The following is a 24,606-nucleotide window of genomic DNA, read 5'->3' on the forward strand; positions in this document are numbered from 1 at the left end:
TGGAGCTTGACGAAACCCTTAAGGAATGATGGAAAAGCGGGTAAGCTGCTGACGAATATGGCAGAAGATGAAAATGAGAGCATGGCCAGTAGGATGGCATTTACGAATTTGCTTAGCCTTAAAGTTCGTCGCATAACGGGTACTGTTTTTGGCATCATTCGTTTCGAGTTCTGGTGGCTATATTTATTCGATTTGGCTTAACGGTTGGTTCCGGTTATAAATGGTGTCTGGCGATTGATAACCAGAATTGAATGGGCAAGTTGGGCGGGCACCTTTATAATGCGGCGGGTTTTGAAAGAGAGTGCTCCAGGTGAAAAGATTGCAATCAACTCATGACTTGTGTCAAATGAAGCCATATTGAGTGAAACGTCTTGGGTGAAAACGTCGAGCCCATAATCGCGCAAAGGATGAAAAGTGAACAACGGATTTTTTCTGACAAAACGGTTTTTTCCATTGTTTTGGGTGCAGTTTTTAGGCGCTTTTAACGATAATTTATTTAAAAATGCTCTGGTGATGTTAATCACCTTTCGTTTGGCGGAAAGCCCGGAACAGGCGGGTTTGCTGATTACGCTGGCGGCGGGCATTTTCATTTTGCCGTTTTTCCTATTTTCGGCGTTTGCCGGTCAGTTAGCGGACAAATACGAAAAGACGGCACTGGTTCGTAAAATCAAACTGGCGGAAATCCTCATTATGCTGTTCGGTGCCATGGCGTTGATGACTCAAAGCGTGGAGCTATTGTTTGCCGTGTTGTTTTTGATGGGGGTGCAGTCGGCGTTTTTTGGTCCGATTAAATACGCGATTTTGCCGGAGCATTTAGCCGACCATGAGTTGCTGGACGGAAACGGCTGGTTCAGTGCCTCCACGTTTGTGGCGATTTTATTGGGCACTATTGCCGGTGGTTGGGTGGTATTGACGGACGGCGGCGAAAACGGCATGGCGGTGGCCGTGCTGATTGTCGCGTTGCTGGGGTATCTGGCCAGCCGGTTTGTGCCGAACAGTGCGGCGGGAGATGCATCGCTAAGGGTTCAGTGGAATCTCTGGCGTAATACCCGTCAGGAAATGGCGTTGCGCAAGGACTTTCCGCAAGCGTTTTTTGCGGTGTTGGCGATTTCCTGGTTTTGGTTTTTGGGTGCCACCTATTTAAGCCAGATTCCGGTCTTAGTCGCTGACAATCTCGGTGGAAATGACAAAGTGGTTTTGTTGTTTTTAACGGTGTTCTCGGTTGGGATTGCTTTAGGGGCCTGGCTGGCGGGGCGTTATCAAAAACCGGTGCGCAGCCTCACGAATGTGCGTTGGCTGGTCTGGTTGTTGATGGCGATTTCAGTGACGATTCTGATTGGAAATCTCGCGATGAATCGGGTGGTCTTAACCGATGACTTGGTCGGTGTAGCCGACTTTTTCGGGCAAACGTCGGCTGTGGTAGTGCTTTTGACCATGCTGTTGATCGCCATTTTCGGCGGTTTGTTTACGGTACCGCTTTATACACTTTTACAAGTGCAGACGCCGCATCATTTCCGTTCCCGTATGGTCGCGGTGAATAATATTACTAATGCATTGTTGATGGTCTTGTCATCTTTGTTCATTATGGTGCTTTATGCATTTGAGTTCGGTTTGATGCAAATCTTATACGGCGTTGCATTATTGAATCTACTGGCAGCGCTTTGGTATTTAAAACGCGGGCGTCGGTTGACACAATCGTTGTGAGCCGGGCAGACCGGCTGATTTCGTTCATCTTAAAAAAGGAAAATAATAATGGTGAGCTTGATTATCAAGTTGTTATTAAAACTCTTCTACAGAGTGGAAATTTCCGGGTTGGAGCATTACCACCGGCTGGATCAATCTGGCGAGCCGATGTTGATTGTGGCCAACCACACGTCTTTGCTGGACGGCGTGCTTATCAGTACGTATCTGCCCGGCGACACCGCCTTTATGATTGACGAAACCCATACTCGAAAATGGTATGAACGGTTTTTGCTGAGCTTTGTCGATCACTTCAAAGTCGAGTTCCATAACCCCTACGCCACCAAAAAAGTCATTCAGGAGCTGAAGAACGGCAAACACTGTATGATTTTCCCGGAAGGGCGCATCACCACCACCGGCAGTTTGATGAAAATCTACGAAGGCACCGGTTTGGTCGCGCATAAAGCCAAAGCGAAAATTCTACCGATTCATATCCAAGGCGCACAAAAAACCCATTTCTCCTATTTGGATGGCCTGAAAATGGCGTATATGAAGCGCCAGTGGTTGCCGAAAATCACCTTGAAGGTGTTGCCGCCGGAAACCATTGAGTTACCCGCCGGGTTGAAAGGGCGTCAAAAACATCATTTTTTCAAAAATCGTATTTTCACGTTGATGCGCGACAGCCAGTTCCACGCCAACTATACGCCAAAATCACTGTATAAAGCGCTGGTGGATTCCACACGTGAATACTCATCGTCCGATGTTTGTATCGAAGACATCAATGAAGTGGCCTTGTCGCGTAAAAAATTATTGTTGGCATCGCGTATTTTGGGCAAAAAGTTACATCGGTCTTTGCAGGATGAAAAGCGTGTTGGGGTGTTATTGCCGAATGTCAGCGGCATGCCCACGACTTTTTTTGCGCTGCAAGCTTACGGTTATGTGCCGGCCATGCTCAATTTCACCGCCGGATTGGGGCCGATGAAATCGGCGTGTGAGACCGCAGAAATTCAAACCGTGCTGACATCGCGCAAGTTTGTTGATGCCTACGATCTGCATTCCACGATAGAAGCCTTGTCCGAAAGAGTGCGTTTTCTTTATTTGGAGGATATCCGCGCCTCGATTGGCCTACTCGATAAATTGGGCGCTCTGCTTGGGCGGGCGTCGGCGGTGCCGGGATATGGTTTATCGCCGGACGAGGAAGGTGCGGTGTTGTTTACCTCCGGTTCGGAAGGCGCGCCGAAAGGGGTGGTGTTATCGCATAATAACCTTTACAGCAATGTCGAGCAGATTTCCGCCATGCTGACCTTGTTGCCGGGTGAGCAGTTGTTCAATGCCCTGCCGACTTTTCACAGCTTTGGCCTGACGGCCGGGTTGCTGTGGCCGTTGTTGAAAGGCGGCAAGGTGTTTTTGTATCCGTCGCCGCTGCATTATGGTGTGATTCCCGAATACGTTTACAACCTTAATGTGAAGATTCTGTTCGGTTCCGATACCTTTTTCAGTGGGTACGCTAAAAAAGCCGATCCGTACGACTTTTACAGTGTGCGTTATTTGGTGGCGGGCGCGGAAAAACTGCGCCCGGAAACTCGTCGTCTGTATGCCGATGAATTCCTGACGCCGATTCTGGAAGGCTATGGTGTGACCGAAACCTCGCCGGTCTTGGCGGTGAACATTCCGCTCAGTTTCAAAAACGGCACCGTCGGGCAACTGGTGCCGGGCGTGGATTATCGGTTGCGCAAAATCGACGGTATTCAAGAAGGCGGCAGCCTGACGGTGAAAGGGCCGAATATCATGATGGGGTATTTGATGCCGGATCAACCGGGGGTGTTGCAACCGCCGAAAGACGGCTGGCACGATACCGGTGACGTGGTAGAAGTGGACGAAGACGGTTTTATCAGCATTAAAGGGCGCGCCAAACGCTTTGCCAAAATTGGCGGGGAAATGATTTCATTGGCGGCCGTGGAAAGCTACATTAATAAAGCCAGTCCGGAAGGTCATCACGTGGTGGTGGCGGTGGCCGATGAACGCAAAGGCGAACAGTTGCTTTTGGTCACCAACGACGAATCCCTGAGCCGTCATACGGTTAAAGAAGCTGCCAAAGCGGCTCAGGTGTCGGAAATCATGGTGCCCAGAACCGTGATTCTGGTCGAGGAAATGCCCGTACTCGGCACCGGTAAAACCGATTATCCGGCGGTGCAGAAAATCGCCGACGGTCACTTCAAACGTGATTAATCGCCAGGCCTGGGTCGGGCAGGTTAGCTGAACCGGCCCTAACCCGAATATTTCACAAATTTGAACCGACCTTGCTTGCTCCTTGATTCCACAAGAAATATTTTCTCAGTCGGTCGTAATCACGGATACGACACTTCTTCGAAAATTTCCTTGTGAAACCAATGTTCCGCGCAATCTCAGCACAAATTCATGAAACATTCGGGCTAAGATTCGTTTGGATAAATCGGTTCCAGTTTTTGGCCGGAACCGGTTTTGGCTGGCGCGCTTTGCGCTTGGCTGTGCAGGCGCTTGATTTCCGTGCAAATGTCGGTCAAGGTTTGCGGCGTCAGCGGTTCCTGATGATACAGGTGCGCCTTAAGGCGTTGTAAGTCCGTTAACAAACGTTCACTGCTTTCAATGGATGCCTGTTGTTGCCAGGCCAAAACGGCGCGGTACAGTGATTTGGCGTCTTGTTGGCCTTCCTGACATACTTTGTCGATTTCCGGCGATTTTGACCAGGCCTGGTCGTTTTTCATTTGCGGTTCTGTGACCTGTTTGGCGGAGAGGCGTTGCATTGCCCGACGCCATTTCAGCGCATACCAAAGCGTTATCAACCACAACCCCAACAGCAAAACGGTGAACCAGGAAACCGACCAAGTGCTTGAATGCGTTGTCGGTGTTTCACGTGAAACGGTTTCATGCGTTTCCGGTAAGGGTTTGGTATTAAAGGTATTGTTTTGGGATTTTAATGCCGGTAATACCGTCAGGGTTTTGGATGGCAGGGTGATGGTTTCCAGGGCATTTTTCGCCGTGTTCCACCAGTGCAATGTCAGTTCCGGTAATAGGATGTCACCTGGTTCAGTGGGAACAATGGCGACCTTTTCCACTTTTTGGCTTTGCATGCCCTTTTCGGTGGTTTGGTTATTGGTGTGCGGCTGATCGGGATAAATATGAAAATGCGCTTGCTCTTTGAATTGGAAATCCGGCAGTTGTGAGGCTAAGAGTCCATCCGCTTGCAGGGTCAGTGTTCGGGTGATGGAGTCGCCGACCCGAATCGGATTGGACGTTTGCCAGTCTTCGGTGAGGCGAATGTCTTTGGCCGGTAACCAAGCGGATTGCGCCGGATAGGTGTCCGGTTGCGGTTGGACATTCAGTTCGATCGACTGGGTCTTGTCCTGCACCAGCTTCAGCACACCTCGGTATTGAATTCGGCCGTTGAAGCTTTGCGGTGGAATGGTCATCTGGCCGCTTTTCTGCGGATAGAAGGCCCAGGTCCATTCGTACACTTCGTAGAGCTTACCGCCGATGCGTTTTTGGTAATTGAACTGGTTGCGGATGTTTTGTGTGATGGCGTGGTCGAAACTCGGCGGGCGGATATTGCCGTTTAGGAATTGGCCGAGGTGGTAAAAACGCAGTGTGAACAACACTTCTTGCTGGACATAGGGTTCGGTGATGTTCACGCTGGATTCGAGAAAGCTGCTGCCAAGCTGACGAGCATCCGATTTTGGGGCTTCCGAGACATGCAATACGATTGGGTCGCTGAGCACACCGGCGACATTGAACGGTGGAATCACCAAGTCGCCGGCTTGTTTTGGCGTGAGACGGACATCCCAGCGGGAATAGGCTTGATAGTTGCCGTTAACGATTTGAATCTGGCTACTGCGCTGAGTGCCCAACACGTCGAACTGATCGTCCAGACTGTGAAAATCGGGTGAGTCAAAGGTCTGGAAATCGGTTTTCACCACCAGGGTGATGATATCCCCCATTTCGGCGTCCTGATGATCGATTTGCGCGGTTAAACCACGCGCAAAAGCCTGACTGGTCACCAACAGGATAAAAATCAGTGCCAGGGTAATCAGGATCACCTTTTTCAAAGGTCGGCGTGAGTGTGGTTGTGTCATCATGTGTTACCGTTTCGTTTTTCAGTCATATCGGGCGTTACCACATTTTATCCTCATATTTAGGATTCGATGGGCCACCTTGTTGCTGGTATTGATATTCAAATTTGCGCTTCAGAAACAGAGACGGTTCATCGGGAATCTGTTTCAGCCAGTTTTGACGCGCCTGCTCCTCTTCGGATTGCTGGGCCGTCAGCGCTTTACCGTCGCCGTTTGGCTCGTCGTCGGATTCGGACAGCCCTTGCCCCAATTCCTGACCGGGTTCTTTGGGCTGTTTTGGTTGTTCACCGCCTTCTTTGGATTGCAAATCGCCTTCGGTTTTCGGTTCTGCGGTTTCATCTTTTTCGCCCAGGCCTGGTGATTTTGGGTCCGAGGCCTTTTCCGAAGGCTTGGGTTGATAAGGTTCGTTTAAATCGCTGTTTTGCGATTGACCATTGGGTTGGGTTTGCCCGTTTTCGCCACTTTGGCCACTTTCACCGTTTTGATTCGACTGGGCGTTGGGCGACGGTTGGCTGTTATCGGATGATTTGTCATTCTCCTGCGGCTTGGGCTGACCTTGTTGGTCGGGTTGCTGTTTGTTGGGGCCTTGGCGTTGTTTTTCCCCGGATTCCTGCGCTTTTTGCTGCTTTTGAACTTCGAGAATCTGATCCATTAAATCACGGTTTTTTTGCGCGTTCGTGAATTTTGGATTGGCTTTCAGCGCCTTTTCATATTGTTTTTTGGCCTCTTCAAATTGCCCCAATTTGGCCAGTGCATTACCCTGGTTGTAATGGCCCTGCGCGCTTTCGTCCAGACTGAATTGTTTGGCAGCTTCTTTGTATTTGCCTTGTCGATACAGGCTGGCCCCGCGCCAGAGCGGGTCTTCGAATCGGTCCAGAGCGGTGTCGTAATCCTGTTTGAGCCATTTTTCATAGCCTTGTTGGTCGGGTGATTTGAACACATCCAGCAAGGTAACGCTGGTGTTGTCATCGGTTTTGACATCCTTCGCCCAGACGGGTGACGGTGAAACAAGACCACCGGAAAGCGTTAAGCCCAGCAGCCCGACACTTAACCAGGAGAAGGCCCAACCGCGTCGATACGCCAAGGCGCCCAGCGGCACCAGCAACCACAGCAGGAATACACCTTCGTCCAGCCAGTTGGAGAGGGTTTTGTCGGATGTTGACTCATCGTCCGTGCCGAATCCGCTCAAGCTGTTCGGCAACAATTGTGCGGTGTCGACGTCTTCCATCGACAAGGTCGAGAGGGTGGCATCGGTTTGTTGCGCCAGGGTCTGGAAGCGTTGGAAAGGCACTTTCGCCAAGACAATTTTGCCGTTTTCGTCCTTGATCAGCCCGTAATTCGGCACTTGAATCGGCCCGCCGTTGGGTGTGCCGACCACCAAAATGCTCAGTTGCAAATGGTGTTGTTTGACTTGCTCGGTGATGGCGGCGAGTTCGGAGGTTTCGACATCGTCGGTGACCCACAGAATGTGACCGTGTTTGACATGAGCGCCTTTGAATAAGGTTTGGACTTGTTCGAAACCGGCCACGGCATTGGCACCGAAACTGGGCATAATCAAGGGGCTGAGGTTGGGGGTCAGCGCCAGCAAGGTTTGGTTATCTTCGGAAATGGGTGCGATGGTGTGCGCGGTGCCGGCATAAGCGACCATACCGACATTCAATTCCGGATGGGCTTTCAGGAGGTCGAGAATTTTATAGCGTGCCCGGCTCAAACGATTGGGTTTGAGGTCGTCCGACAACATCGATAACGATAAATCGAACAAAATGACCGTGCCTTGATGGTTTTTTTCCGCCGGTACTTCGACTTGTTTCCAGCTGGGGCCGGACAGAGCAATGATGGCGATGCTCCACAGAATCGCCAAACCGAAGACTGGCCAGGGGAAGACGCTTTCTTCGGATTTTTCACCCAGCAGCACCGGTTTGAAACGTGGTGAGATAATCGCGTTCCAGGCCCCTTGGCGGCCGGTTTGTTTCCAAAGCTTCCAAACCAACCAAAATGCGGGCACCAAAGCCAACAACCATTCGGGACGAAGAAAATGCAGTGTCGCGTTTTCCATCACTGACGCCCTCCGGTTTTTGACGCGGTTGCTTGACGCCGCCAACGCCGTGGATGCCATTGTGGATAGACACGAAACACCACCACCAGTAAACTCAGCAGCATGGCCAGCCCCAGCGGCCAATGGAACAATTCGTCGCGCAGACGATAACTGTTGACGTCGTGTTCACTGGATTCCAACTGATTGATGAGGGTGTAGATTTCATTGAGTTTGTTGGTGTCGGTGGCGAGGAAAAATTGCCCGCCGGTTAGTTTGGCCACTTGTTGTAAGGTATGGGTGTCCATATTGTGACCGCGGCCGAACAGGAAGTCGTCGATGGCAGCCGGGTCTTTCTGGCCGATGCCGATGGTGTAGATTTTCAGCCCCATTTTTTCGGCCTGTTTGGCGGCGTCCAACGGGCGAACCGCGCCGGCGGTGTTGGAGCCGTCGGTGAGCAGAATCAAGACGGCGTTTTCCTGTTTGGCTTTGTGCAGGTGCTTAAGGGTGATGCCGATGGCATCGCCGATGGCGGTGTTATTGCCCGCCATACCGATTTCGGTTTCGTTGAGCAGGGTTTCCACGGTTTTGAGGTCATAGGTCAACGGGCTTTGCAGAAACGCTTGAGAACCGAACACCACCAACCCCATGCGGTCGCCTTGGCGGTTCTGGATGAAATCTTTCACCACGTGTTTGACGGCGGTCAACCGATCAACGCGGTGCCCGCCGAGCATCATATCGTCCTTTTCCATACTGCCGGACAGGTCCACGGCCAGCATCAGGTCTTTACCGCTGGCCTGAAAGGGCATGGTGTTCAGAAACCACACCGGACGCATCGCGGCCAGAATCAACAGTATCCACAATAATAACGCCCAGGGCGGGAGCCGATATGGATGGGCTTTGTGTTGTAACAAGGTGCTTTTTCGTGCGCTTTCCAGCCGTTGCATCAAATGCGGGGCTAATAATGGAATCTGTCGTTTCGCAGCCGGTTTCAGAACCAGGCGGGTGATCCAAGGCAAGGGCAGAAACGCCAGCATCCACGGCCAGAGAAAATCGAATTGTTGCCAAAGCGTCGTCCAGTCGTTAAAGGTCATTTGTGGTGTCCTTTAATCCAGCTGCGGGCGTAATCCAGCGTTTCACGAATCGCGGCTTCCGATTGAATCGGGTTAGGTCGATAAGCCGATTCCAGGCAGGCCTGGAGATATTCCGGCTGGTTGATGTAGAGTGCGGTCTGATGCAGAAAATTCACCCAGGCCTGGCCGCTGAGTTCGGCCACCTGGCGGCGGCCGTAGTTGGTGATGGCGACCTGTTTGAGCAGTTTGTTGGCCAATTGCAATTGTTGTTGTGGGGTGTCCGCTTGAGCGATTTGCTGGTCGAACAGCTTCAGCGCTTCCTCACGATAGCGATTGTTGCGTTTTTGGGTCAGGTAATACCAGGTTAAGCCGATCAAAATCCCGCCGATGCCGACGAACAAACCAATCAGCGTTTGTGACAGCGGCCACCACCCGACCGGATCGGGAACGGCGATGTCGTTCATTTGAGCCAGCAATTGTTCGATTTTCGGGTCCATTATCGAAAAATTCCTTGTGCCATCAGGGCTTTGACCGGGTCTTCGTCGGTGGCGATGTCCACCAGCGGCAGATGCCAGGGGGCGAGTTGTTGATGCAGGGTTTGCCAGGCATTTTCGTACAGTTCGGTGTATTGCTCGCGAAACGCTTCATCCAGCGTATTGAGCGCCATTTCGTGGTCGCCGTCGGTCAGTTTCAGTTGCCCCAGCGTCGGCAGATGAATTTCCAGCGGATCGTAGACATGCAGTAGTGTGATGTCGGCATGGCGCTTCAGTTGGGTCAGTTTTTCAATGAAGGCGTCGCTGCTGTTCAGGAAATCGCCAATCAGAAACACGCGGGTGCCGGGCCGCAAATGTTTTTGCAGTTGCGACAGTTGTGTTACCCACTGTTCCGAAGACGAAGTGCCGGGCGAGGAGAGTTGCTGTTGCAACGCCAGGCTTTGATGCAGAAACTGCATCACGGAGGTTTGGTGATGGCGCGGTTCCACCCACTGATGACCGAGATGATTGAAAACCAGCCCGCCGAAGCGATCGCCTTGTTGCAAGGTGACCCAGCCCAAAGCGGCGAGCAGTTGCAAGGCCATATCGGATTTGAAACGGGAACGGGAACCGAAAAACAGTTTCGGGGTTTGCTCCAACACGCAGACCACGGGTTTTTCCAGTTCTTCGGTAAAGACTTTGGTGTGGGTTTTCTGGGTGCGGGCGCTGACTTTCCAGTCGATGTGGCGCACGTCGTCTCCGGCGGTGTATTCGCGTACTTCGCTGAACTCCATGCCGCGGCCTTTACGAATGGCTTGGTGGTAACCGCCTTTTTCCGAAATGAGTTTTTGTTGCTGCGCCAGGCGTCGCGGTTTCACGTGAAACCGTAGGGCAATCAAGTCGTCCATTTGGGTGTAGGGGCTGGCGGCGTAGGGCATGCTGATGTCCTTGACCCTAAATCACCGGTACCAGTTTTAAGAGGTCGTCCACCAGGCTGTCGCTGGTTTTGCCGTTGGCTTCGGCTTCAAAACTGACCAGCAAACGGTGGCGGAACACATCGTGGACCACGGCTTGCACTTCTTCCGGCGAAACGAAGTCCTGTCCTTTCAGCCAGGCCAGCGCACGGGCGGTGCGCGACAGTGCGACGGTGGCACGCGGGCTGACACCGTAGTCAATGTAACGCGCCAATTCGGCATCGTATTTTTCCGCTTGACGGGTCGCCATGACCAGTTCGACAATGTAGGTTTTGGTTTCCTCGGACAGATACAAATTGAGGATTTCGTCGCGCGCGCTGAACAGTTCGTCTTGCGACATCATTTCCGGGGTGGTGGTCATATCATCACGCGCTTCGCGTTCCACCAAATCGAGAATCAATTTTTCCGCCGCCGAATTCGGATAGTCGATTTTGACGTGCATCATAAACCGGTCAAGCTGTGCTTCCGGTAGCGGATAGGTGCCTTCTTGCTCGATGGGATTTTGTGTGGCCATGACCATAAACAACCGTTCCAGCGGCAAGCTGTGTTTGCCGACCGTGACCTGTTCCTCGGCCATGGCTTCCAAAAGCGCGGATTGCACCTTGGCCGGGGCGCGGTTGATTTCGTCGGCCAGAATCAGGTTATGGAAAATCGGGCCTTTTTGCAGCGCGAAGTCACCGGTAGCTTGACGATAGATTTCGGTACCGGTGATGTCGGACGGCAATAAATCCGGCGTAAACTGAATACGGTGGTAGTCGCCTTCAATGAGGCTGGCGAGGGTTTTAATCGCTTTGGTTTTCGCCAGGCCTGGCGGCCCTTCCACCAGTAAATGCCCGTCGGCCAACAGGGCGATGAGCATGCGTTGTGTCAGGTGGGATTGACCAATAATCTGCTGGTCGAGGGTGTCGAGCAGTTGCTGGGCTTTTTGTTGTAGGGTGGTTGTCGCAGTCGTCGTGGCGGTCATTGGGCGTTCCATTTGATAAAACAGGGTTTGATTCGGTTCCGTCGGCATTCCGGTGGCGCGGTGTCCGCCCGCTTGGCCGACGTTTCAGTCTTTTATGATTCGCGCGCTTTATTATAGGAGGATAAACGAATTTCTCAATTGAGAAAAGAGTAAAAGTCTCAGTAACCTTGGAGGAATCTTGACCATCGGTTTTGCCCAGGCCTGGTGGTTTCGGGAACGTTTGTTCAATGGTCGAGGAATTTGTGCAGAATGCGTTTTAATTCGCCAAGGTTGATGGGTTTGGCGAGGTATTCATTCATGCCGGCTTGGATGAAACGTTCACGGTCGCCGGTCATCGCATTGGCGGTTAAAGCGATAATCGGCAAGGTGTCGCCAATCGTGGGAAGTTTGCGAATACGTTTGGTGGCTTCGATGCCGTTCATGTTCGGCATGTTTTCGTCCATCAGCACCAAGTCGTATTCTGTATTTTGAACGGCTTCCACGGCTAACAATCCGTCTTGGGCGATATCGAACGTCAGTCCTTGTTTTTTGAGGATGGCGGACATCAGCATCTGGTTGGTTTGGTTGTCTTCCACCAGCAGGATATGGCCATGGAAGGGCTGAGTTTGTTCCGGGCGCTCGCTGTTCGGTGATTGGTTTAATTGCACCACCTCGGCCGGAATGCTGAAAAAGAAGGTGCTTCCCTGGCCGAGTTCCGATTTAAGGTGCAGATGGCCGCCGAGCATTTCCACTAATTTGGCGCTGATGGTGAGCCCGAGGCCGGTGCCGCCGTATTTACGGGTGGTGGCGGTTTCCGCTTGCGAAAAGGCTTCGAAAATACGTTGCTGCGCTTCTTCAGACAGGCCGATGCCTTGATCTTTTACCGCGCAGAACAGAAAGCCGTCCTGATAGTCGATATCCAATGAAATGCTTTTTCCCGGATTGGTGAACTTGACGGCGTTGGAGAGCAGGTTGGTCAGCACTTGCTTAACACGCAGGATATCGGTTTTCAGGCCGGATGGTAAGGCTGACGACAGTTTGACGGAGAACGAAATGTTTTTTTCGCTGCAACGGGCCTTGAAGAGGTCGGCGGTACTATTGAATTCAACGCGTGGGTCGAATTCGACCGGGTCGTATTCCAGCTTGCCGCTTTCGATTTTGCTGAAATCCAGAATGTCGTTGATGATGCCGAGCAGTGAATGGCCGGATTTGTCGATGGTGTCGAGGTATTTTTTGGCTTCTTCGTCAAGCGGTTTGTCTTTCAGCAGACCGATGAAACCGAGAATGGCGTTCAATGGCGTACGAATCTCGTGCGACATATTGGCCAGGAACTCGCCTTTTGCCTGAGTGGCCGCGAGGGCTTTGTTTTTCTGTTCTTCCAAGTCTTGGTTGATGTGTTCGTTTTCGGAGATATCGAACATTGAGATAATGAACCGCTGGTATTTATAGGATTTCACGGCGGAAACTTGGAAAGTGGTGGTTTTGCCTTTGTAGTCCACTTTGGCTTTGTGGGTAAGATGCGGGTTGTTGATAAGGTATTCAATCCAGTTTTCGTCGTCTTTTTTGTAAATGTAGCCGTCTTCTTTCACGAACAGATCGCAGATGCAGTCGTAATCTTCGGCGAATTCCTCCAGAGAGTGGTAATCCGGGAAGAACTGGTAGAAACCGCCACTGGCATCGATGATACGGGTGCCATCATTGACGATGATGATATTGGTTTGAGAATCGAGAATGTCCTGAGTGTAATCCTGGTTGATTTCAATTTGGCGAGTGGTGTTGCTGATGTTGCGGCTCAGTGCCCAAAAGCCAAGTAAGCCAAGAATCAAAGCGGATAGCGATAACAGGATTTGCAGGTTTCGGTATTCTTTTTTCTGGTCGTCCACTTCCTTTTGAATTTGCTGGAAGTTCAGTTTGTTGCGGTAGAAGATTCGGTTAGCGTCTTCTTTAATACGATGAAATATCGGTTGGAAGAATTTGACTTCGAGTTTTAGCTTGGTCAGGGCATCGGCCAGTTTGGGGCTGTTCTCCAGGCGCAGCCGGTCAAGGTGATTGAGGTTTTTGGTCAGTTCGATGAGTTTGTCGTTGATGATTTGAAATTTTGGCAGAATGTCGGCGCGTGCAAAGGAGAAGTGGTCTTTCACCCGTGGCGTGTACTGAAAGATTTCGAACTGTTCTTCGGTGTTGGGCAGGTTCAAATCCAAACGGTGTCGGTAAATACCGCCTTCGTTCAGAATAGCCAGAGAATGTTCAATTTCACGTTGTTGTTCGAGGATGTCCTCGGTCAGGATTTTGCGGAGGTGTTTGTTTGGAAACGCCGCCATCTGGAAAAAGTCGGATTCGATTTTATGGATTTCCAGAATGATCTCCTGACCGATGAGGTTTTCCACTTCGGAATTTTTAACTTTCATGTCCAGTTCATGGATAAAGTTAGAGACACTCAAGTTCAAGATGGCCTGGGAACCGAACCCGAAAATAAACACCATCAATAACAGAAAGAGATTGCGTGGGGTTTTGTTGAATTTTTGTTTGATGCGATTCATTGGCGAGCCTTGTGCGGTTCGTTTTTTTCCGCTGGAGGTAAGGCCGCGATGGCGTGTTTTAATTCGTCCGGGGTCAGGAAACCGTATTTGGCAAAGGTTTCCAGGCCGTGTTTCGAGCTGGCAAAGGCCATGAATTCCTTAGCGAGTTCCGGTTCGGTGGAAAACGACAACAGATTCAGTTCCAGAAGTTTGGGCGGTGCCAGCGATTTGGGCAACAAGATGGCGTCGACATACAATTCGGTTTCCGGCCATTTGGTCGTGGCATACCAGTTCAAAGCCAAGTCGGCATGGCGATTTTTGATGGCGTTGAAAATACGGTGCGAGTCGGTGGTAAAGTAGGTGACGTTGTCATACACCTTGTCGGTAATGCCAACTTTGTCGAGCAGCGCTTTAGCGTTTTTGCCCACCGCGCCGGAGTCCGGTGCCGACAGCACCACGGAAATATCTGGGTCGTACAGTTGGTTCAGGTTGTCGGTTAAGTGTTTCGGGTTGCCTTCCGGCACCACCAGGGCAATACGGTTGTATCCAACGAATACGTGGTCTTTTAATAATCCATCGGCTTGGTGTTTGATGCGATAAGCGTCGGAACCGGGAAAAAAGATATCGCCTTTGCGTTCCAGCTTCAAGGTGCGGTAAAGATAGCCACTGGCGCCTTGTTTGATGGTGACGTCGACATCATGAATGGCTTCGAATTCATAAGCCAGTTGCTGTAAGGGGCGCACCATGGTGATGCCGCTGTAGATGACCAGTTCCGGTTTGTCGCTTTTGTCGTCCGAGCCGAGGTTCAGTAATGCGCCATCCTGAGAATCGCACCCCAACAATAGCAGGCTAAGTAATAGTGCTGACAGTAGGCGGAAAGGGTTCATCATCAGGAGTTTCCGGTCAATCTTGAGTCCTTTCATTCTACACCAAATCCGCCCAGGAAAGCCGGCGGATTTATTTAGGCTTATCCGCCAACATCACGGCGCGTAATGGCGCAGAATAGCCTTCAACCGTTTTATTATGGTCATTCGGGTCGAGGAAATCTTCAAGCGATTTCCAATCCATCCAATCCGTAGAACGTTGCTCTTCCAGTGAGGTTTGGTTGAGGTCCACGCAACGGACGTTTTTGAAGCCGCACTTTTCCAACCAGAGTTGCAGTTCGGCCACCGATGGAATGAACCAAACGTTGTTCATCTGCGCATAGCGTTCTCTCGGCACAAGCAATTGACCGAAATCGTCCGGCACCACCAGTGTTTCCAGCACCAATTCGCCGCCCGGGCGTAATTGACGTTTCAAGTCGAGAATGTGGTCGATGGGCGAGCGGCGATGGTAAAGCACACCCATCGAAAAGACCGTGTCGAACACCTCGGATTGCTGGCTCGCCGGAAGTTGTTCCAGTGTCAGCGGTAGGAAATAGGCCGGTAAGTCCTCTCCGAGGAAATGCTTGACGGCGAGAAACTGGGTCATAAACAGCATACTGGGGTCAACGCCGACCGCCAGAGACGCGCCGTCGCCCAACATGCGCCACAAGTGGTAGCCGCTGCCGCAACCGATGTCCAATACCTTGCGGCCTTTCAGAGGGGCCAAATGCGGTGCGACGCGATCCCATTTCCAGTCTGAACGCCATTCGGTGTCGATGGCGATGTTTTCGATCTCAAACGGCCCTTTTCGCCAGGGGATAAAGGCGCGTAATGCCTCGGTAAGTTCCGCGCGGTCAGTCTCGGAAAACCCTTCCGAACGAGCGGTGATGGCGCTTTGATTCAGCCAGGCCTGGTCGGAAGTGGGGAATTTCATAATGCGGTCCAACGCTGGCAACCAGCGCGGCAAATTGCCGTTGGCATCGGCGTCCAGCGCCATATCCAACGCCGGTGGCAGGCTGGTCAACCAATGATTGAGACGAAATTTTTCTAATTGGGGCCAGAAGTTGGCGTAATGTTGGTGATGGTGTTTCACATGGAACCTTTACGTTGTAAATTCAAGTCGTTCAATTATTTGATGGCCAGAAAGGACGCGAAGTTATACGCCTGAAACCAAATGTTGGCGTGTTCGAAACCGGCTTGTTTCAGGCGGTTCAAATGGGTGGCTTCGGTGTCGCTGATGAGCACGTTTTCCAAAGACGCGCGCTTCTGGCCGATTTCCAATTCGGAATAACCGTTGGCACGTTTGAACTGCAAATGCAAATGCTCGATGGCCTGTTGCATCGGTTCGGAATTGAAATGGATTTTTTCCGATAAAATCAAAATGCCGCCCGGCTGCAATCCTTGATAAATTCGATTAACCAATAACTGGCGCGCCTCCGGTTCAATGAACTGCAAGGTGAAATTGATGACCACCACCGACGCGTTTTCGATGACGGTCTCGGTCATGTCTTCGCACTGCAAGGTCACCGGAATGTCGGAATGAAAGCCTTCAATGTGCTCCCGAGCGCGGTTGATCATCGGCTGGGACGTATCCACGGCGATAATGCGGCAACCGGACGGCGCTTTGCGGCGCATGGTCAAGCTGGCTGCACCCAGCGAACAGCCCAAATCGTAAAGTTGGGAATCCGGTTGAGCATATTGCGCCGTCAGTTCTCCGATGCCGGTCAAGATGGTTTGATAACCCGGCACTGAGCGCTGAATCATATCTGGAAAGACGGCCACGACCGATTCGTCGAACTGAAATTCGCCGACGGCTTCATGGGGCTGGGCATAAATGGTGTCTTTCACAGTCATCCGGTCCTATGGGTTGCTTGATGGTGGCTTATTATAAAAGATTTGTAGGAAGCAGTGATAGTTGTGATGCTGGAGTGTATTGGAAAAATTGTTCGGATGCAGATCTTGTTAGATGTTCTTGATAAACACGTTCTCGCGATGAAACTTTAGATAAGGAAGACAGTCTTTTTCTACTTTGTAAAGGTTCATTGAGTTGGAAATCCCTAATTTTTGTAAATCTTGTTTTTCCAGAAGAGGAGAAGTCATTAGAGCCCCATCATCAGTAAAGCTTATATATCCACGATCAAACAATTTGTCTAATGTTGGATTTAAAAGTAATCCATTATGAGGATCAATTCGTTCTGAGTTTGTTGAACGGTGCCAAGGTTTTATATGTGACGCAACAAGCAAATCAACCCTGTCATATTCTGTTACAGCACATTTTTTCCATATCGCAATGACAGCTTTGCGATATTTTCCCTGTCCCAGTCTAGTTTCAACTTCTGTTCTTGTAGCTGTTGAATCTACATCAATTATGGAAGAGATATCTAAAAAGACACTCGATATGTTCTTATTGTGTGATATGAACGCTAAATACTTATTCAAAGCCGATTTAATATTAGATATAGACGAATTTGACGTATATTTTTTTCTTGTTCCTTGCGTGTTTCTTAGTTGTTGGAATATATTTTCTACTCCTTTTGGAGTCAGGTTGTCGTAATCGATTGTATATTGCTCGTTGACATACCGAAGCCAAGATAAGTAGTTTTTTTTGCTTCCTTCTCTTTCAGGTCCATGTGCGTCCATGTACCTAAAAAAATCTGCCTCATTCGGTATTGATGTCATAAATTGATCCAAATCTAATGTTTAAGCTAACGGGGTGCGTTTTTGTGTGGCCGATCTGAGTTGCTTTGCTTAACCGTTGCCTGATTGCTTGAGATATTTTAAACCTTGATCCTTAGACCAGTGTAATAAATCTATTGCTTCTTTTATATCAACATCCGTGATAGGTGTATTTGCTAAATATTTTTTATTTCCTTCTTCATTTGTTATGAGTTATGCCTCAAATTAATTTAATTGGGATGATTAACACATTTAATCTAAGGCATTTTTGTCTTGTTATTTGATAGTACACTAAATATTTTTGCGTAGCCAGTTGGCGCGCGTGCAGTAGCGTTCTTAGAACTGCCTTATTCAAACGTAAGCGCGTTTTTTCTGCGTGACTTTATAGAGGTAATTGCGGGCTTCTTCGTATTTGAGGTTTTTGCGCAGGTGGCTGTAGACCGCTGAGGCGCTCATGGCGTTGATTTTGGAAAAGGCGCGGTCGCGGTTGGAATCGAAGGCGTTGAGCACATTGCCGCTGCCGGTGTTGTAAGCGGCGATGCAGCAGTATTCGCGCGCTTTGGCGTTTTTGACGTTCGACAGATAACGGGTGAACAAAATGTGCAGATAGACGGTGCCCATTTCGATGTTATTGCCCGCTTTGAACAGATAATCCTTGGTGGGCGTGCCGTCTTTTTTGTACAGAAAACGGTAGGCATCGCGCCCGGCGGATTGCGGCACGATTTGCATCAACCCGTAAGCCGGAATATGACTCATGGCGTAAGGGTTGAAGGAGCTTTCGGTTTCGATAATGGCGTAAATCAGTGCCGAATCCAGGCCGAAGCGTTTGCTTTGGCGGTTGACGTAACTGGCGTAATGTTTCTGCTGGGCCTGATTGTGGTCCTGAATCATGTCGAAGGTGACGTAACGGCGTTTTTTGCCGTTGTAGGTATCGACGTGATAGGCGTGTTTCATCAGGTATTCGGCGTAACGATTGGCGCGCCACTGGGTGCCGACGGGCTTTTTGTCCTGGTCGACGACCAGGTCGTACAAAAACGGGGTTTGCCCGGTTTTGACGGCTTTGTCGGACAATAAATCGACCTTGGACGGGTTTTCCGGCGTGAGCAGGGTGCTGATAATGGCGGCTTTCAAGGCAGCATCGGGCTTTTTCTCGTCCACGGTTTCCACGCGGATGCGGCCGGTGTTGAAATTGACGATGGCGCGGCTTTTGTATTGGTCGGTGTATTTGACGTATTCTTTCGGGGTGGCGACCTTTTCATCGCCCCAGGTTTTGGCGAGTTCCTGAATCATGCTTTTCAATTGCTTGCGCACCAACTGGTCCAACGGCGCTACGCCGGTGGAGGGAATCTGCGCACTCAGGGCGGACGGTACGTCGCCGTTCGATAACTGCTGGGCGGAGGCCAGGCTGCGCCGGATTTCGTTCCCCGTGCAGCCTGACAGCATGCCGGTGGCGGTCAGCAGGGTGAGAAATTGGCGGCGTTTCATGGCATCTCCTTGGTTGGTTGCGCGGATTGAGTCAATCGGGTCAATATCGGCTTGGCAAGTTGGCGACTTGCGATAATGACCAGGCCTGGGGGTTTTGGCTGGATTCCAGTGAATGTTCAATAGCATCGTCCAATTGCCAGAAAAAATCAATCCCGGTTTGCGCTTCCACGGCGTCGATGGTGGTAACGTATTTCAGCAAACTGTCTTTCGGTTTGGCGGTTTGCGGCATGATGAAGGCCAGCGCCACCGGAGGTTTGCCGTCGTCGGACGGGAGGATGAAAATTTTGTAGAAGGCTTTGGGGATGGCGATGGGTGCTTTTTGGAAGCGTTTCGGGTCGGCATCGAAAATTGGCCCGGTCACTACCCAGAAATCACCGAATTGTTTGGGAAAGAAATCGGCGCTGATTTCTTCCAAGCGTTGCCAGATCTTCTGATTGAACTGCGGTTTTTGCGGGGTGATGTTGGTCATCAGAAAGGTTTCTTTTTGCGCGGCAAAGCCGTAACGGCTGGCGATGACGTAATTTGGCGCCATGTGGCCGCGGTTGTAACCGCTGCCGGTGTAGTCGGAATGGCGGATGTACGCCAGCGAGCGCCAGTCGGCTTCAAAGCGCGGCCGTTTGCCGTAAGGCACGGTGTTGGGGGTGACCTTATAAGTCACCCAAACCGGGTTGGCCAGCGCTTCGGAATAGGCCAGCATGAAACCGTCGTTGCGCAGAACGTGCGTTAAGGTCTGGAGGTCGTTCTGGGTTTTTGGCACGCCCATATAAGCCATTTTCGGCCGGGCGTATTCAACTTCGTAAACGTATTTCAAACCCCCGATGAGCAGCAACAGGCCGAAGAGCGTCGGCAGCCAGAAAAAAGTCAGTTGCAGCAGTTTGGGCTGCTTCGACAGCTCCGAAAACAGGGTGTTGAGCAGGCGTTTTTGTGAGGCTTTGTGTGAACGGTTTGAAAATCGGGTCATGACTCGGTTTCCGGTTTGTAGGCTAAAAAGTGGATGTAACGCCCCATGTGGCGGTAAGTGGCGTGACGGCAGTAACGGTATTCCAACGCCAGCAGTTCGTCCGGATCGCTGTCAGCGAGCACTTCCGGCGTGAGGTAATCGTGAAACACGCGGATGCCGGTTTGCTGGCGAATTTCAAAGCCGAGTGCTTCGAGTTGTTCGATCATGTCTTCCGGATATTGCGGATTGGGCGGTGTGAGTTTTTTGCCTTTGCCGATGTAGGCGTCCGACAAAATATGCTCCCAGCGCCAACGGCCCTTGAGGACATTGTTATAGACGAAGGCATTGCGGTTATAGAACAGCAATGACAAATATCCGCCAGGCCTGACCTTGTCGGCGACGGTTTGCAATCCGGTTTTCGGGTCGGCCAGCCATTCGATAACGGCGTGAAACAGCACCAAATCGAAGGCGGGCAATTCGGGTGCCAGGCTTTGTGCCGAGCCGTGCAGAAAGGTAGCTTCCAGTTGCTGGTCGGCGAAGTTTTGTTGGGCACGTGCCAGCATTTTTTGTGACAAGTCGCACAGCGTTAAATCATGCCCGGCTTCGGCGAACCATTGGCCCATTTGCGCGAAACCGCACCCGGCATCCCAGATGGATAAGGGTTTGGATAGAGACGTTTGAGCGGAATCCGCCAGGCCTGGTGAATATTGGCTATTTCGCAGAAAATCCAAGTCTTCTTTCAGCAGTTTAAGGCGCCAGTCGCCTTTGACGGTGTCGTAAACCCGTTTTTCGAACTTGTCGATCAGACTGTCGAAATTGCGGTCGGTTTGCACGGTTTGCTTGGGCATGGGGCCGTTGGATTCCGGTGGTTTGAAAGTCGATATTATAGGGCATTTCAGCCAACGTCTGAAACGGGATTTGATGTGGGATAATCGGGATTATCAAGAAATCGAGTGGGCCATATAAAAAACTTATAAAAAGTAATGATTATTTGTTTTAAGATGGCGTGATTGAGGTTGAACCGATTACCTTTGCGATTAATCACCCTTTTCGGGGTTTCGAGACCGGGAGCCGACGCTTGCAGCAAAAAATCATCGATTTGATTAACAACAACAGTGAAACCGTGGTGTTTTATTGCGAGTATGCGCCCAAATGGCCGGTGCGTTATCTCACCGACAATTTTGCGGCATTCGGTTACGAGCCGGAGGCGTTGTATCGGCAAAAATTGTGTTATCAGGATCTCATTCACCCCAAGGACTTGGCGCTTTTAGAGCAGGAAGTGGCGGAAAAAGCGCGTGATGGTGATTCGCATCTGGCGAAAACCATCCGTTTGCGCAAACCGGACGGTGATTATGCGTGGGTGGACATTCGCTTGACCTTCGAGCGGGGTGCGGCGGGCGACGTCACTCATTTGCTGGGGAAAATCGTCGATGTGACCGATAAAGTGCAAGCCGAGGAGCGTTTGAAAATTTTCGCCAAGGTCATCGAGCAAACGGCGGATTTCGTCAAAATCACCGACAGAGACGGTCGCTTGGTGTTCGTTAACCAGGCGTTGCTCGACAAAACCGGTTACAGCGAAGACGAGCTTTTAGGCAAAACGCCGGGTATGTTGAAATCCGAAATGCAAGACCAGGCCAAAGCCAAAGCATTGTGGGAAAAAATCTTATCCGGCCAGGTTTATCAAAACCGCATTATGAACCGTTGCAAAGACGGTTCCACCTACCATGAAGACACCACCATCAGCCCGATTTTCAATGCCGACGGCGAGATTGAATATTTCGTGTCCACCGGTAAGGACGTTTCCGAACAGGTCAAAATGCAGCAGGCGCTGAATGAAATGGCGATGAAGGATGTGTTGACCGGGTTGTGCAATCGTCGCCATTTAATGGGGGTAATTGAGCAGGCAATGGCGGAACGCCAACGTGAAGGGAAATTGGTTGGCATGATTTTGTTTGATGTGGATTTCTTTAAAGAGATTAATGACCGTTATGGGCATGATGTTGGGGATGAGGTTTTATTGGAAATGGCCGATATTTTAAAAAACTTCAGTGCAGGCATTGACCATGTCGGCCGTTGGGGAGGCGAAGAGTTCTTACTGTTGGTGTTGGAGCCGGAGTTATCCACTATGATGGATGCGGCGAATCAATTGCGTGAGCGGATAGAACGCCATCCTTTTGCCAAAATCGACAGAGTCACCGTCAGTATCGGTGTGACGCTTTCCCGGCTCGGAGATTCACCGGCGGATTTATTCAAACGCGCCGACCAAGCGTTGTATCAGGCGAAGCATAATGGCCGTAATCGCGTTGAAGTTTATTGAAGGTTGGTCGCGTCGGTGTTTTTGTAACGGCGTTGGAAGAAGTGACCGCGGATAAACCGGCCATAGGTTAGCTCGAAGAGCACGGATACCAGCAGAAATACTATGAACACGAGGATGGCGGTTGGGTTATCGAAATAGGTGTAAACCAATAATGTGGCCAAAGCGATGGCCGACGCCAGGATGGCCATTAGCGCAATGAATCCGCTGGCATCGGCTTCCCGACGTAATCGGTACAGACTGATGTTGATGAGAAGAAAAATCAGTAGAAAACTGGCACTGCCGATAATGGCGATTTGGGTTAGGTCAATGGTGTTGGCCAGTATTAAGCTGAACAGGGCCGTGGTGATAATGCCCATATCGGGAATATGGTGGTTTTCGTGTTCCAGAAAAGCGGGCAATTCGCCTTCTTTGGCAATGGAAAGGCTAAGGCGAGCATTACCGTAGATGGTCGCATTGATGGCTGAAAAGGTCGCCAATACGGCGGCGACGGCGACCAGATTAAAGCCCACTTGCCCCAGTGCGGGTTCGGCGGCGACCGCTAATACATAATCTTTGGTTTGTAGAACCTTCGCTTCGGATACGGTGCCCACTGTAATCATGGCTATCAGTATGTACAGCAGAATGACAATCAGCACGGAGCTGTAAAAGGCTCGAGGCAAATTTCGAACCGGGTCTTTAATATCTTCCGCTGAGTTGGCAATCAATTCGAACCCTTCATAGGCGACAAAAATAATCATTCCGGCCGCGATGATGGACATATTCGTTCCCCAGTGTTGCGGCGCAAGTCGTTCCATATCCACATAAGCGGCTCCCGAGACGATAATCAGAACCAGTAAAGCCAGTTTGATGGTTACGATCAAAGTTTCAGATTTCCCTACCAGAGCCGGGCTGGCTAAATTGATGATTAATGGCAAAATAATGGCCAGACTGATGAGAAAGTGGGTCAGAAAAGCGCCTTGTTTTTCGATGCTGAAAAATGTTTGGCCGTAGGATGAAAAAGCGACTGCATAAAGTGAAATGGTGACGAGGTAACTCAGCCAAAGCATAAAGTTGACGCTGCCTGAAATGAGGTTATGGCCAAAGGCTTGGTCGATGAACACCACGGTGCCACCCCGGTTTGGATAGGCCACCGAGAGTTTGGCGTAGGCGTAAGCGGTGAGGGCGGCAACCACGCCAGCCACTAAAAAAGAGAGTGCCGTCGCGCCGTGCGCTAAAGACACGGCTTCACCTAGTACGGCGAAGATTCCACCGCCGACCATTCCGCCGATACCAATGGCGATGGCACCGAATAAGCTTAAAGTTCTTGGAGCATTTTTCATGGTTGTGGATGGGCCCTTTCTTCAAACGGGTGGCTTTTTAGAGCATTTTAAACGAGAAGATGGCGATCTGGGGAAATTGATTTGGGAGAGTGGAAAATAAAAAAGTGGCCGGATGAACCGGCCACAGGGAAACATCAAGATTGCTTAACGTTTCAAGGGGGAAGAGGGTTATTCGCCTTTGATGAAGTCGGCCGCGCTGTCCGCTAAGTCTTCGGCGAAGAAATCACGGAAGAAGTGTCCGGCTCCGTCCACAACCGTAACCGTCACTTGTTCGTTTTCAACACCGTTCATTTTTTCTTCCAGATCGGTGACGACCGTATCGGCGGAGCCAATGACGACCAAGGTAGGTTTTTTGGCATCTTTCAACAAGGTTGGCGTGTCCATGCGCGGTTCATTTTTATAGTAACTGACCACGGCATTGGCTGTCGCCGACGTGTCTTTACAGTAAATGAAGTTAATGTTTTTAATCAGCGTATCGCCTTTACCTTCGGCCACCAGCTTCTCGGCTTTGGCTAGAATCGGCTCGATGGATTGACCGTATTTCTTTTTGTAATCGGCTTTTTCGGCGTCATAGTCCCAGGTCGCCGGCGCAATCAGCACAACGCGTTTGACCGCCGGATCGTCCTGTTCAACACTGAACCAAGCGGTTTGGTTGCCGCCGCGAGAGTGGCCCATTAAAGTGATGTCGTTTGTGCCTTGTTTTTTCAGCCAGTTCAACCAGAAACCGATTTCGCCGACGGCGTCTTCATGACGATGGCGGTGTGGGGTTTTACAGTCGTATTCACCGTGACGATCATCCAAGCCCAGGCTCAGGTTGATGGCCAGGGAACTGATGCCTCGGTCGGCTAACAGTTGCTGAAGATTGGCGTAGGTGCTGCGCCCGGCATGGGTCAAGGTACCGTGAGTCAGCAGAACGATGCCGTCCTGATAGCTTTTGCCGTCCGCCATCAGCAGATTGGCGTTGACCGTCAAGTCCTTGTATTTTTGTTTGATTTCTTTGCTCTCGGCCGCGTGTGCAGTCAAGGTGAATACCGACAACAACAGGGCGACCAGCATAAGTGGCAGTCGGTGGAATCGAGTTATCGTGTTCATGGGAGGTATCCTTTATTAGTTGATTTTTCGAGTAAAAGTTTAGTGCGATTTAAATGTTGAAATGTGGATTAATTATGATTTTAGAAGCGGCTGATATGGTGATGCCGAAAGGTG

Annotated in this window: 20 protein-coding genes; 3 read left to right on the forward strand and 17 right to left on the reverse strand. The window is 50.7% G+C overall.

What is annotated here, in order from left to right:
• Nucleotides 1-197: 197 nt before the first annotated feature.
• Entirely contained in the window at nt 198-524 is a 327-nt protein-coding gene (locus AC0KH7_RS12245) for a hypothetical protein (protein ID WP_472373744.1), read from the reverse strand.
• Between AC0KH7_RS12245 and AC0KH7_RS12250 the strand changes: the two genes are divergently transcribed.
• Together AC0KH7_RS12250 and AC0KH7_RS12255 are read left to right on the forward strand one after the other, a co-directional pair.
• Nucleotides 514-1,704: an MFS transporter gene (locus AC0KH7_RS12250; protein WP_472373745.1), complete on the forward strand. Its 1,191-nt coding sequence runs from the start codon at nt 514-516 to the stop codon at nt 1,702-1,704. The genes AC0KH7_RS12245 and AC0KH7_RS12250 overlap by 11 nt on opposite strands.
• A gap of 48 nt (nt 1,705-1,752) precedes the next feature.
• Nucleotides 1,753-3,909, forward strand: coding sequence for an AMP-binding protein (locus tag AC0KH7_RS12255; protein WP_472373746.1), 2,157 nt, complete (start codon nt 1,753-1,755; stop codon nt 3,907-3,909).
• A gap of 203 nt (nt 3,910-4,112) precedes the next feature.
• On the opposite strand, the gene AC0KH7_RS12260 is transcribed toward AC0KH7_RS12255, so the two are convergent.
• The 14 genes from AC0KH7_RS12260 to AC0KH7_RS12325 form a co-directional block, all read right to left on the reverse strand.
• Entirely contained in the window at nt 4,113-5,792 is a 1,680-nt protein-coding gene (locus tag AC0KH7_RS12260) for a BatD family protein (protein ID WP_472373747.1), read from the reverse strand.
• A 34-nt stretch (nt 5,793-5,826) separates the two neighbouring features.
• The gene (locus tag AC0KH7_RS12265) at nt 5,827-7,842 is read right to left on the reverse strand and encodes a VWA domain-containing protein (protein WP_472373748.1); all 2,016 of its coding nucleotides are present in this window, start codon (nt 7,840-7,842) and stop codon (nt 5,827-5,829) included.
• Nucleotides 7,842-8,912 carry a VWA domain-containing protein gene (locus AC0KH7_RS12270; protein ID WP_472373749.1) on the reverse strand — a complete coding sequence of 357 codons (1,071 nt, stop codon included), beginning with the start codon at nt 8,910-8,912 and terminating at the stop codon, nt 7,842-7,844. The genes AC0KH7_RS12265 and AC0KH7_RS12270 overlap by 1 nt, the downstream gene beginning before the upstream one ends.
• On the reverse strand, nt 8,909-9,388 hold the full coding sequence (locus AC0KH7_RS12275) for a DUF4381 domain-containing protein (RefSeq protein WP_472373750.1): 480 nt from the start codon (nt 9,386-9,388) through the stop codon (nt 8,909-8,911). The genes AC0KH7_RS12270 and AC0KH7_RS12275 overlap by 4 nt, the downstream gene beginning before the upstream one ends.
• Complete coding sequence (locus AC0KH7_RS12280) at nt 9,388-10,302, reverse strand: DUF58 domain-containing protein (protein ID WP_472373751.1); 915 nt, start codon at nt 10,300-10,302, stop codon at nt 9,388-9,390. The genes AC0KH7_RS12275 and AC0KH7_RS12280 overlap by 1 nt, the downstream gene beginning before the upstream one ends.
• 16 nt (nt 10,303-10,318) lie before the next feature.
• Nucleotides 10,319-11,302, reverse strand: coding sequence for an AAA family ATPase (locus AC0KH7_RS12285; protein ID WP_472373802.1), 984 nt, complete (start codon nt 11,300-11,302; stop codon nt 10,319-10,321).
• 224 nt (nt 11,303-11,526) lie between these two features.
• The gene (locus tag AC0KH7_RS12290; protein WP_472373752.1) at nt 11,527-13,821 is read right to left on the reverse strand and encodes a response regulator; all 2,295 of its coding nucleotides are present in this window, start codon (nt 13,819-13,821) and stop codon (nt 11,527-11,529) included.
• Complete coding sequence (locus AC0KH7_RS12295) at nt 13,818-14,723, reverse strand: substrate-binding domain-containing protein (RefSeq protein ID WP_472373753.1); 906 nt, start codon at nt 14,721-14,723, stop codon at nt 13,818-13,820. Before AC0KH7_RS12295 ends, AC0KH7_RS12290 begins: the two co-directional genes overlap by 4 nt.
• Nucleotides 14,724-14,757: 34 nt before the next feature.
• Nucleotides 14,758-15,756, reverse strand: coding sequence for a tRNA 5-methoxyuridine(34)/uridine 5-oxyacetic acid(34) synthase CmoB (gene cmoB, locus AC0KH7_RS12300; RefSeq protein ID WP_472373754.1), 999 nt, complete (start codon nt 15,754-15,756; stop codon nt 14,758-14,760).
• A gap of 35 nt (nt 15,757-15,791) precedes the next feature.
• The gene (gene cmoA, locus AC0KH7_RS12305) at nt 15,792-16,517 is read right to left on the reverse strand and encodes a carboxy-S-adenosyl-L-methionine synthase CmoA (RefSeq protein ID WP_472373755.1); all 726 of its coding nucleotides are present in this window, start codon (nt 16,515-16,517) and stop codon (nt 15,792-15,794) included.
• Nucleotides 16,518-16,625: 108 nt separating this feature from the next.
• On the reverse strand, nt 16,626-17,342 hold the full coding sequence (locus AC0KH7_RS12310) for an HNH endonuclease (protein WP_472373756.1): 717 nt from the start codon (nt 17,340-17,342) through the stop codon (nt 16,626-16,628).
• Nucleotides 17,343-17,690: 348 nt separating this feature from the next.
• Nucleotides 17,691-18,950 carry a murein transglycosylase domain-containing protein gene (locus AC0KH7_RS12315; RefSeq protein ID WP_472373757.1) on the reverse strand — a complete coding sequence of 420 codons (1,260 nt, stop codon included), beginning with the start codon at nt 18,948-18,950 and terminating at the stop codon, nt 17,691-17,693.
• Nucleotides 18,865-19,785 (reverse strand): DNA/RNA non-specific endonuclease, encoded by a 921-nt coding sequence (locus AC0KH7_RS12320; RefSeq protein ID WP_472373758.1) that lies wholly within the window; start codon nt 19,783-19,785, stop codon nt 18,865-18,867. The genes AC0KH7_RS12315 and AC0KH7_RS12320 overlap by 86 nt, the downstream gene beginning before the upstream one ends.
• Nucleotides 19,782-20,612, reverse strand: coding sequence for a methyltransferase domain-containing protein (locus tag AC0KH7_RS12325; RefSeq protein ID WP_472373759.1), 831 nt, complete (start codon nt 20,610-20,612; stop codon nt 19,782-19,784). The genes AC0KH7_RS12320 and AC0KH7_RS12325 overlap by 4 nt, the downstream gene beginning before the upstream one ends.
• Nucleotides 20,613-20,842: 230 nt before the next feature.
• Here AC0KH7_RS12325 and AC0KH7_RS12330 point away from each other — a divergent pair, with 230 nt between their 5' ends.
• Nucleotides 20,843-22,081, forward strand: a complete 1,239-nt coding sequence (locus AC0KH7_RS12330; protein ID WP_472373760.1) for a sensor domain-containing diguanylate cyclase — start codon at nt 20,843-20,845, stop codon at nt 22,079-22,081.
• On the opposite strand, the gene AC0KH7_RS12335 is transcribed toward AC0KH7_RS12330, so the two are convergent.
• Both AC0KH7_RS12335 and AC0KH7_RS12340 read right to left on the reverse strand, forming a co-directional pair.
• Nucleotides 22,075-23,400 carry an APC family permease gene (locus AC0KH7_RS12335; protein ID WP_472373761.1) on the reverse strand — a complete coding sequence of 442 codons (1,326 nt, stop codon included), beginning with the start codon at nt 23,398-23,400 and terminating at the stop codon, nt 22,075-22,077. The two genes, AC0KH7_RS12330 and AC0KH7_RS12335, sit on opposite strands and share 7 nt — an antisense overlap.
• A gap of 168 nt (nt 23,401-23,568) precedes the next feature.
• Nucleotides 23,569-24,492 (reverse strand): alpha/beta hydrolase, encoded by a 924-nt coding sequence (locus AC0KH7_RS12340; RefSeq protein WP_472373762.1) that lies wholly within the window; start codon nt 24,490-24,492, stop codon nt 23,569-23,571.
• Nucleotides 24,493-24,606: the final 114 nt, after the last annotated feature.

Source organism: Hydrogenovibrio sp., assembly GCF_965140365.1.
Classification (GTDB): domain Bacteria; phylum Pseudomonadota; class Gammaproteobacteria; order Thiomicrospirales; family Thiomicrospiraceae; genus Hydrogenovibrio.

Bases quoted from the DNA above. Each gene is read 5' to 3' on its own strand.
- AC0KH7_RS12265 (WP_472373748.1), bottom strand. From the start codon at position 7,842: ATGGAAAACGCGACACTGCATTTTCTTCGTCCCGAATGGTTGTTGGCT.
- AC0KH7_RS12315 (WP_472373757.1), bottom strand. From the start codon at position 18,950: ATGCTATTGAACATTCACTGGAATCCAGCCAAAACCCCCAGGCCTGGT.
- AC0KH7_RS12280 (WP_472373751.1), bottom strand. From the start codon at position 10,302: ATGCCCTACGCCGCCAGCCCCTACACCCAAATGGACGACTTGATTGCC.
- AC0KH7_RS12270 (WP_472373749.1), bottom strand. From the start codon at position 8,912: ATGACCTTTAACGACTGGACGACGCTTTGGCAACAATTCGATTTTCTC.
- AC0KH7_RS12295 (WP_472373753.1), bottom strand. From the start codon at position 14,723: ATGAAAGGACTCAAGATTGACCGGAAACTCCTGATGATGAACCCTTTC.
- AC0KH7_RS12290 (WP_472373752.1), bottom strand. From the start codon at position 13,821: ATGAATCGCATCAAACAAAAATTCAACAAAACCCCACGCAATCTCTTT.
- AC0KH7_RS12325 (WP_472373759.1), bottom strand. From the start codon at position 20,612: ATGCCCAAGCAAACCGTGCAAACCGACCGCAATTTCGACAGTCTGATC.
- AC0KH7_RS12310 (WP_472373756.1), bottom strand. From the start codon at position 17,342: ATGACATCAATACCGAATGAGGCAGATTTTTTTAGGTACATGGACGCA.
- AC0KH7_RS12260 (WP_472373747.1), bottom strand. From the start codon at position 5,792: ATGATGACACAACCACACTCACGCCGACCTTTGAAAAAGGTGATCCTG.
- AC0KH7_RS12340 (WP_472373762.1), bottom strand. From the start codon at position 24,492: ATGAACACGATAACTCGATTCCACCGACTGCCACTTATGCTGGTCGCC.
- AC0KH7_RS12275 (WP_472373750.1), bottom strand. From the start codon at position 9,388: ATGGACCCGAAAATCGAACAATTGCTGGCTCAAATGAACGACATCGCC.
- cmoA (WP_472373755.1), bottom strand. From the start codon at position 16,517: ATGACTGTGAAAGACACCATTTATGCCCAGCCCCATGAAGCCGTCGGC.
- AC0KH7_RS12255 (WP_472373746.1), top strand. From the start codon at position 1,753: ATGGTGAGCTTGATTATCAAGTTGTTATTAAAACTCTTCTACAGAGTG.
- AC0KH7_RS12250 (WP_472373745.1), top strand. From the start codon at position 514: ATGTTAATCACCTTTCGTTTGGCGGAAAGCCCGGAACAGGCGGGTTTG.
- AC0KH7_RS12285 (WP_472373802.1), bottom strand. From the start codon at position 11,302: ATGACCGCCACGACGACTGCGACAACCACCCTACAACAAAAAGCCCAG.
- AC0KH7_RS12335 (WP_472373761.1), bottom strand. From the start codon at position 23,400: ATGAAAAATGCTCCAAGAACTTTAAGCTTATTCGGTGCCATCGCCATT.
- AC0KH7_RS12320 (WP_472373758.1), bottom strand. From the start codon at position 19,785: ATGACCCGATTTTCAAACCGTTCACACAAAGCCTCACAAAAACGCCTG.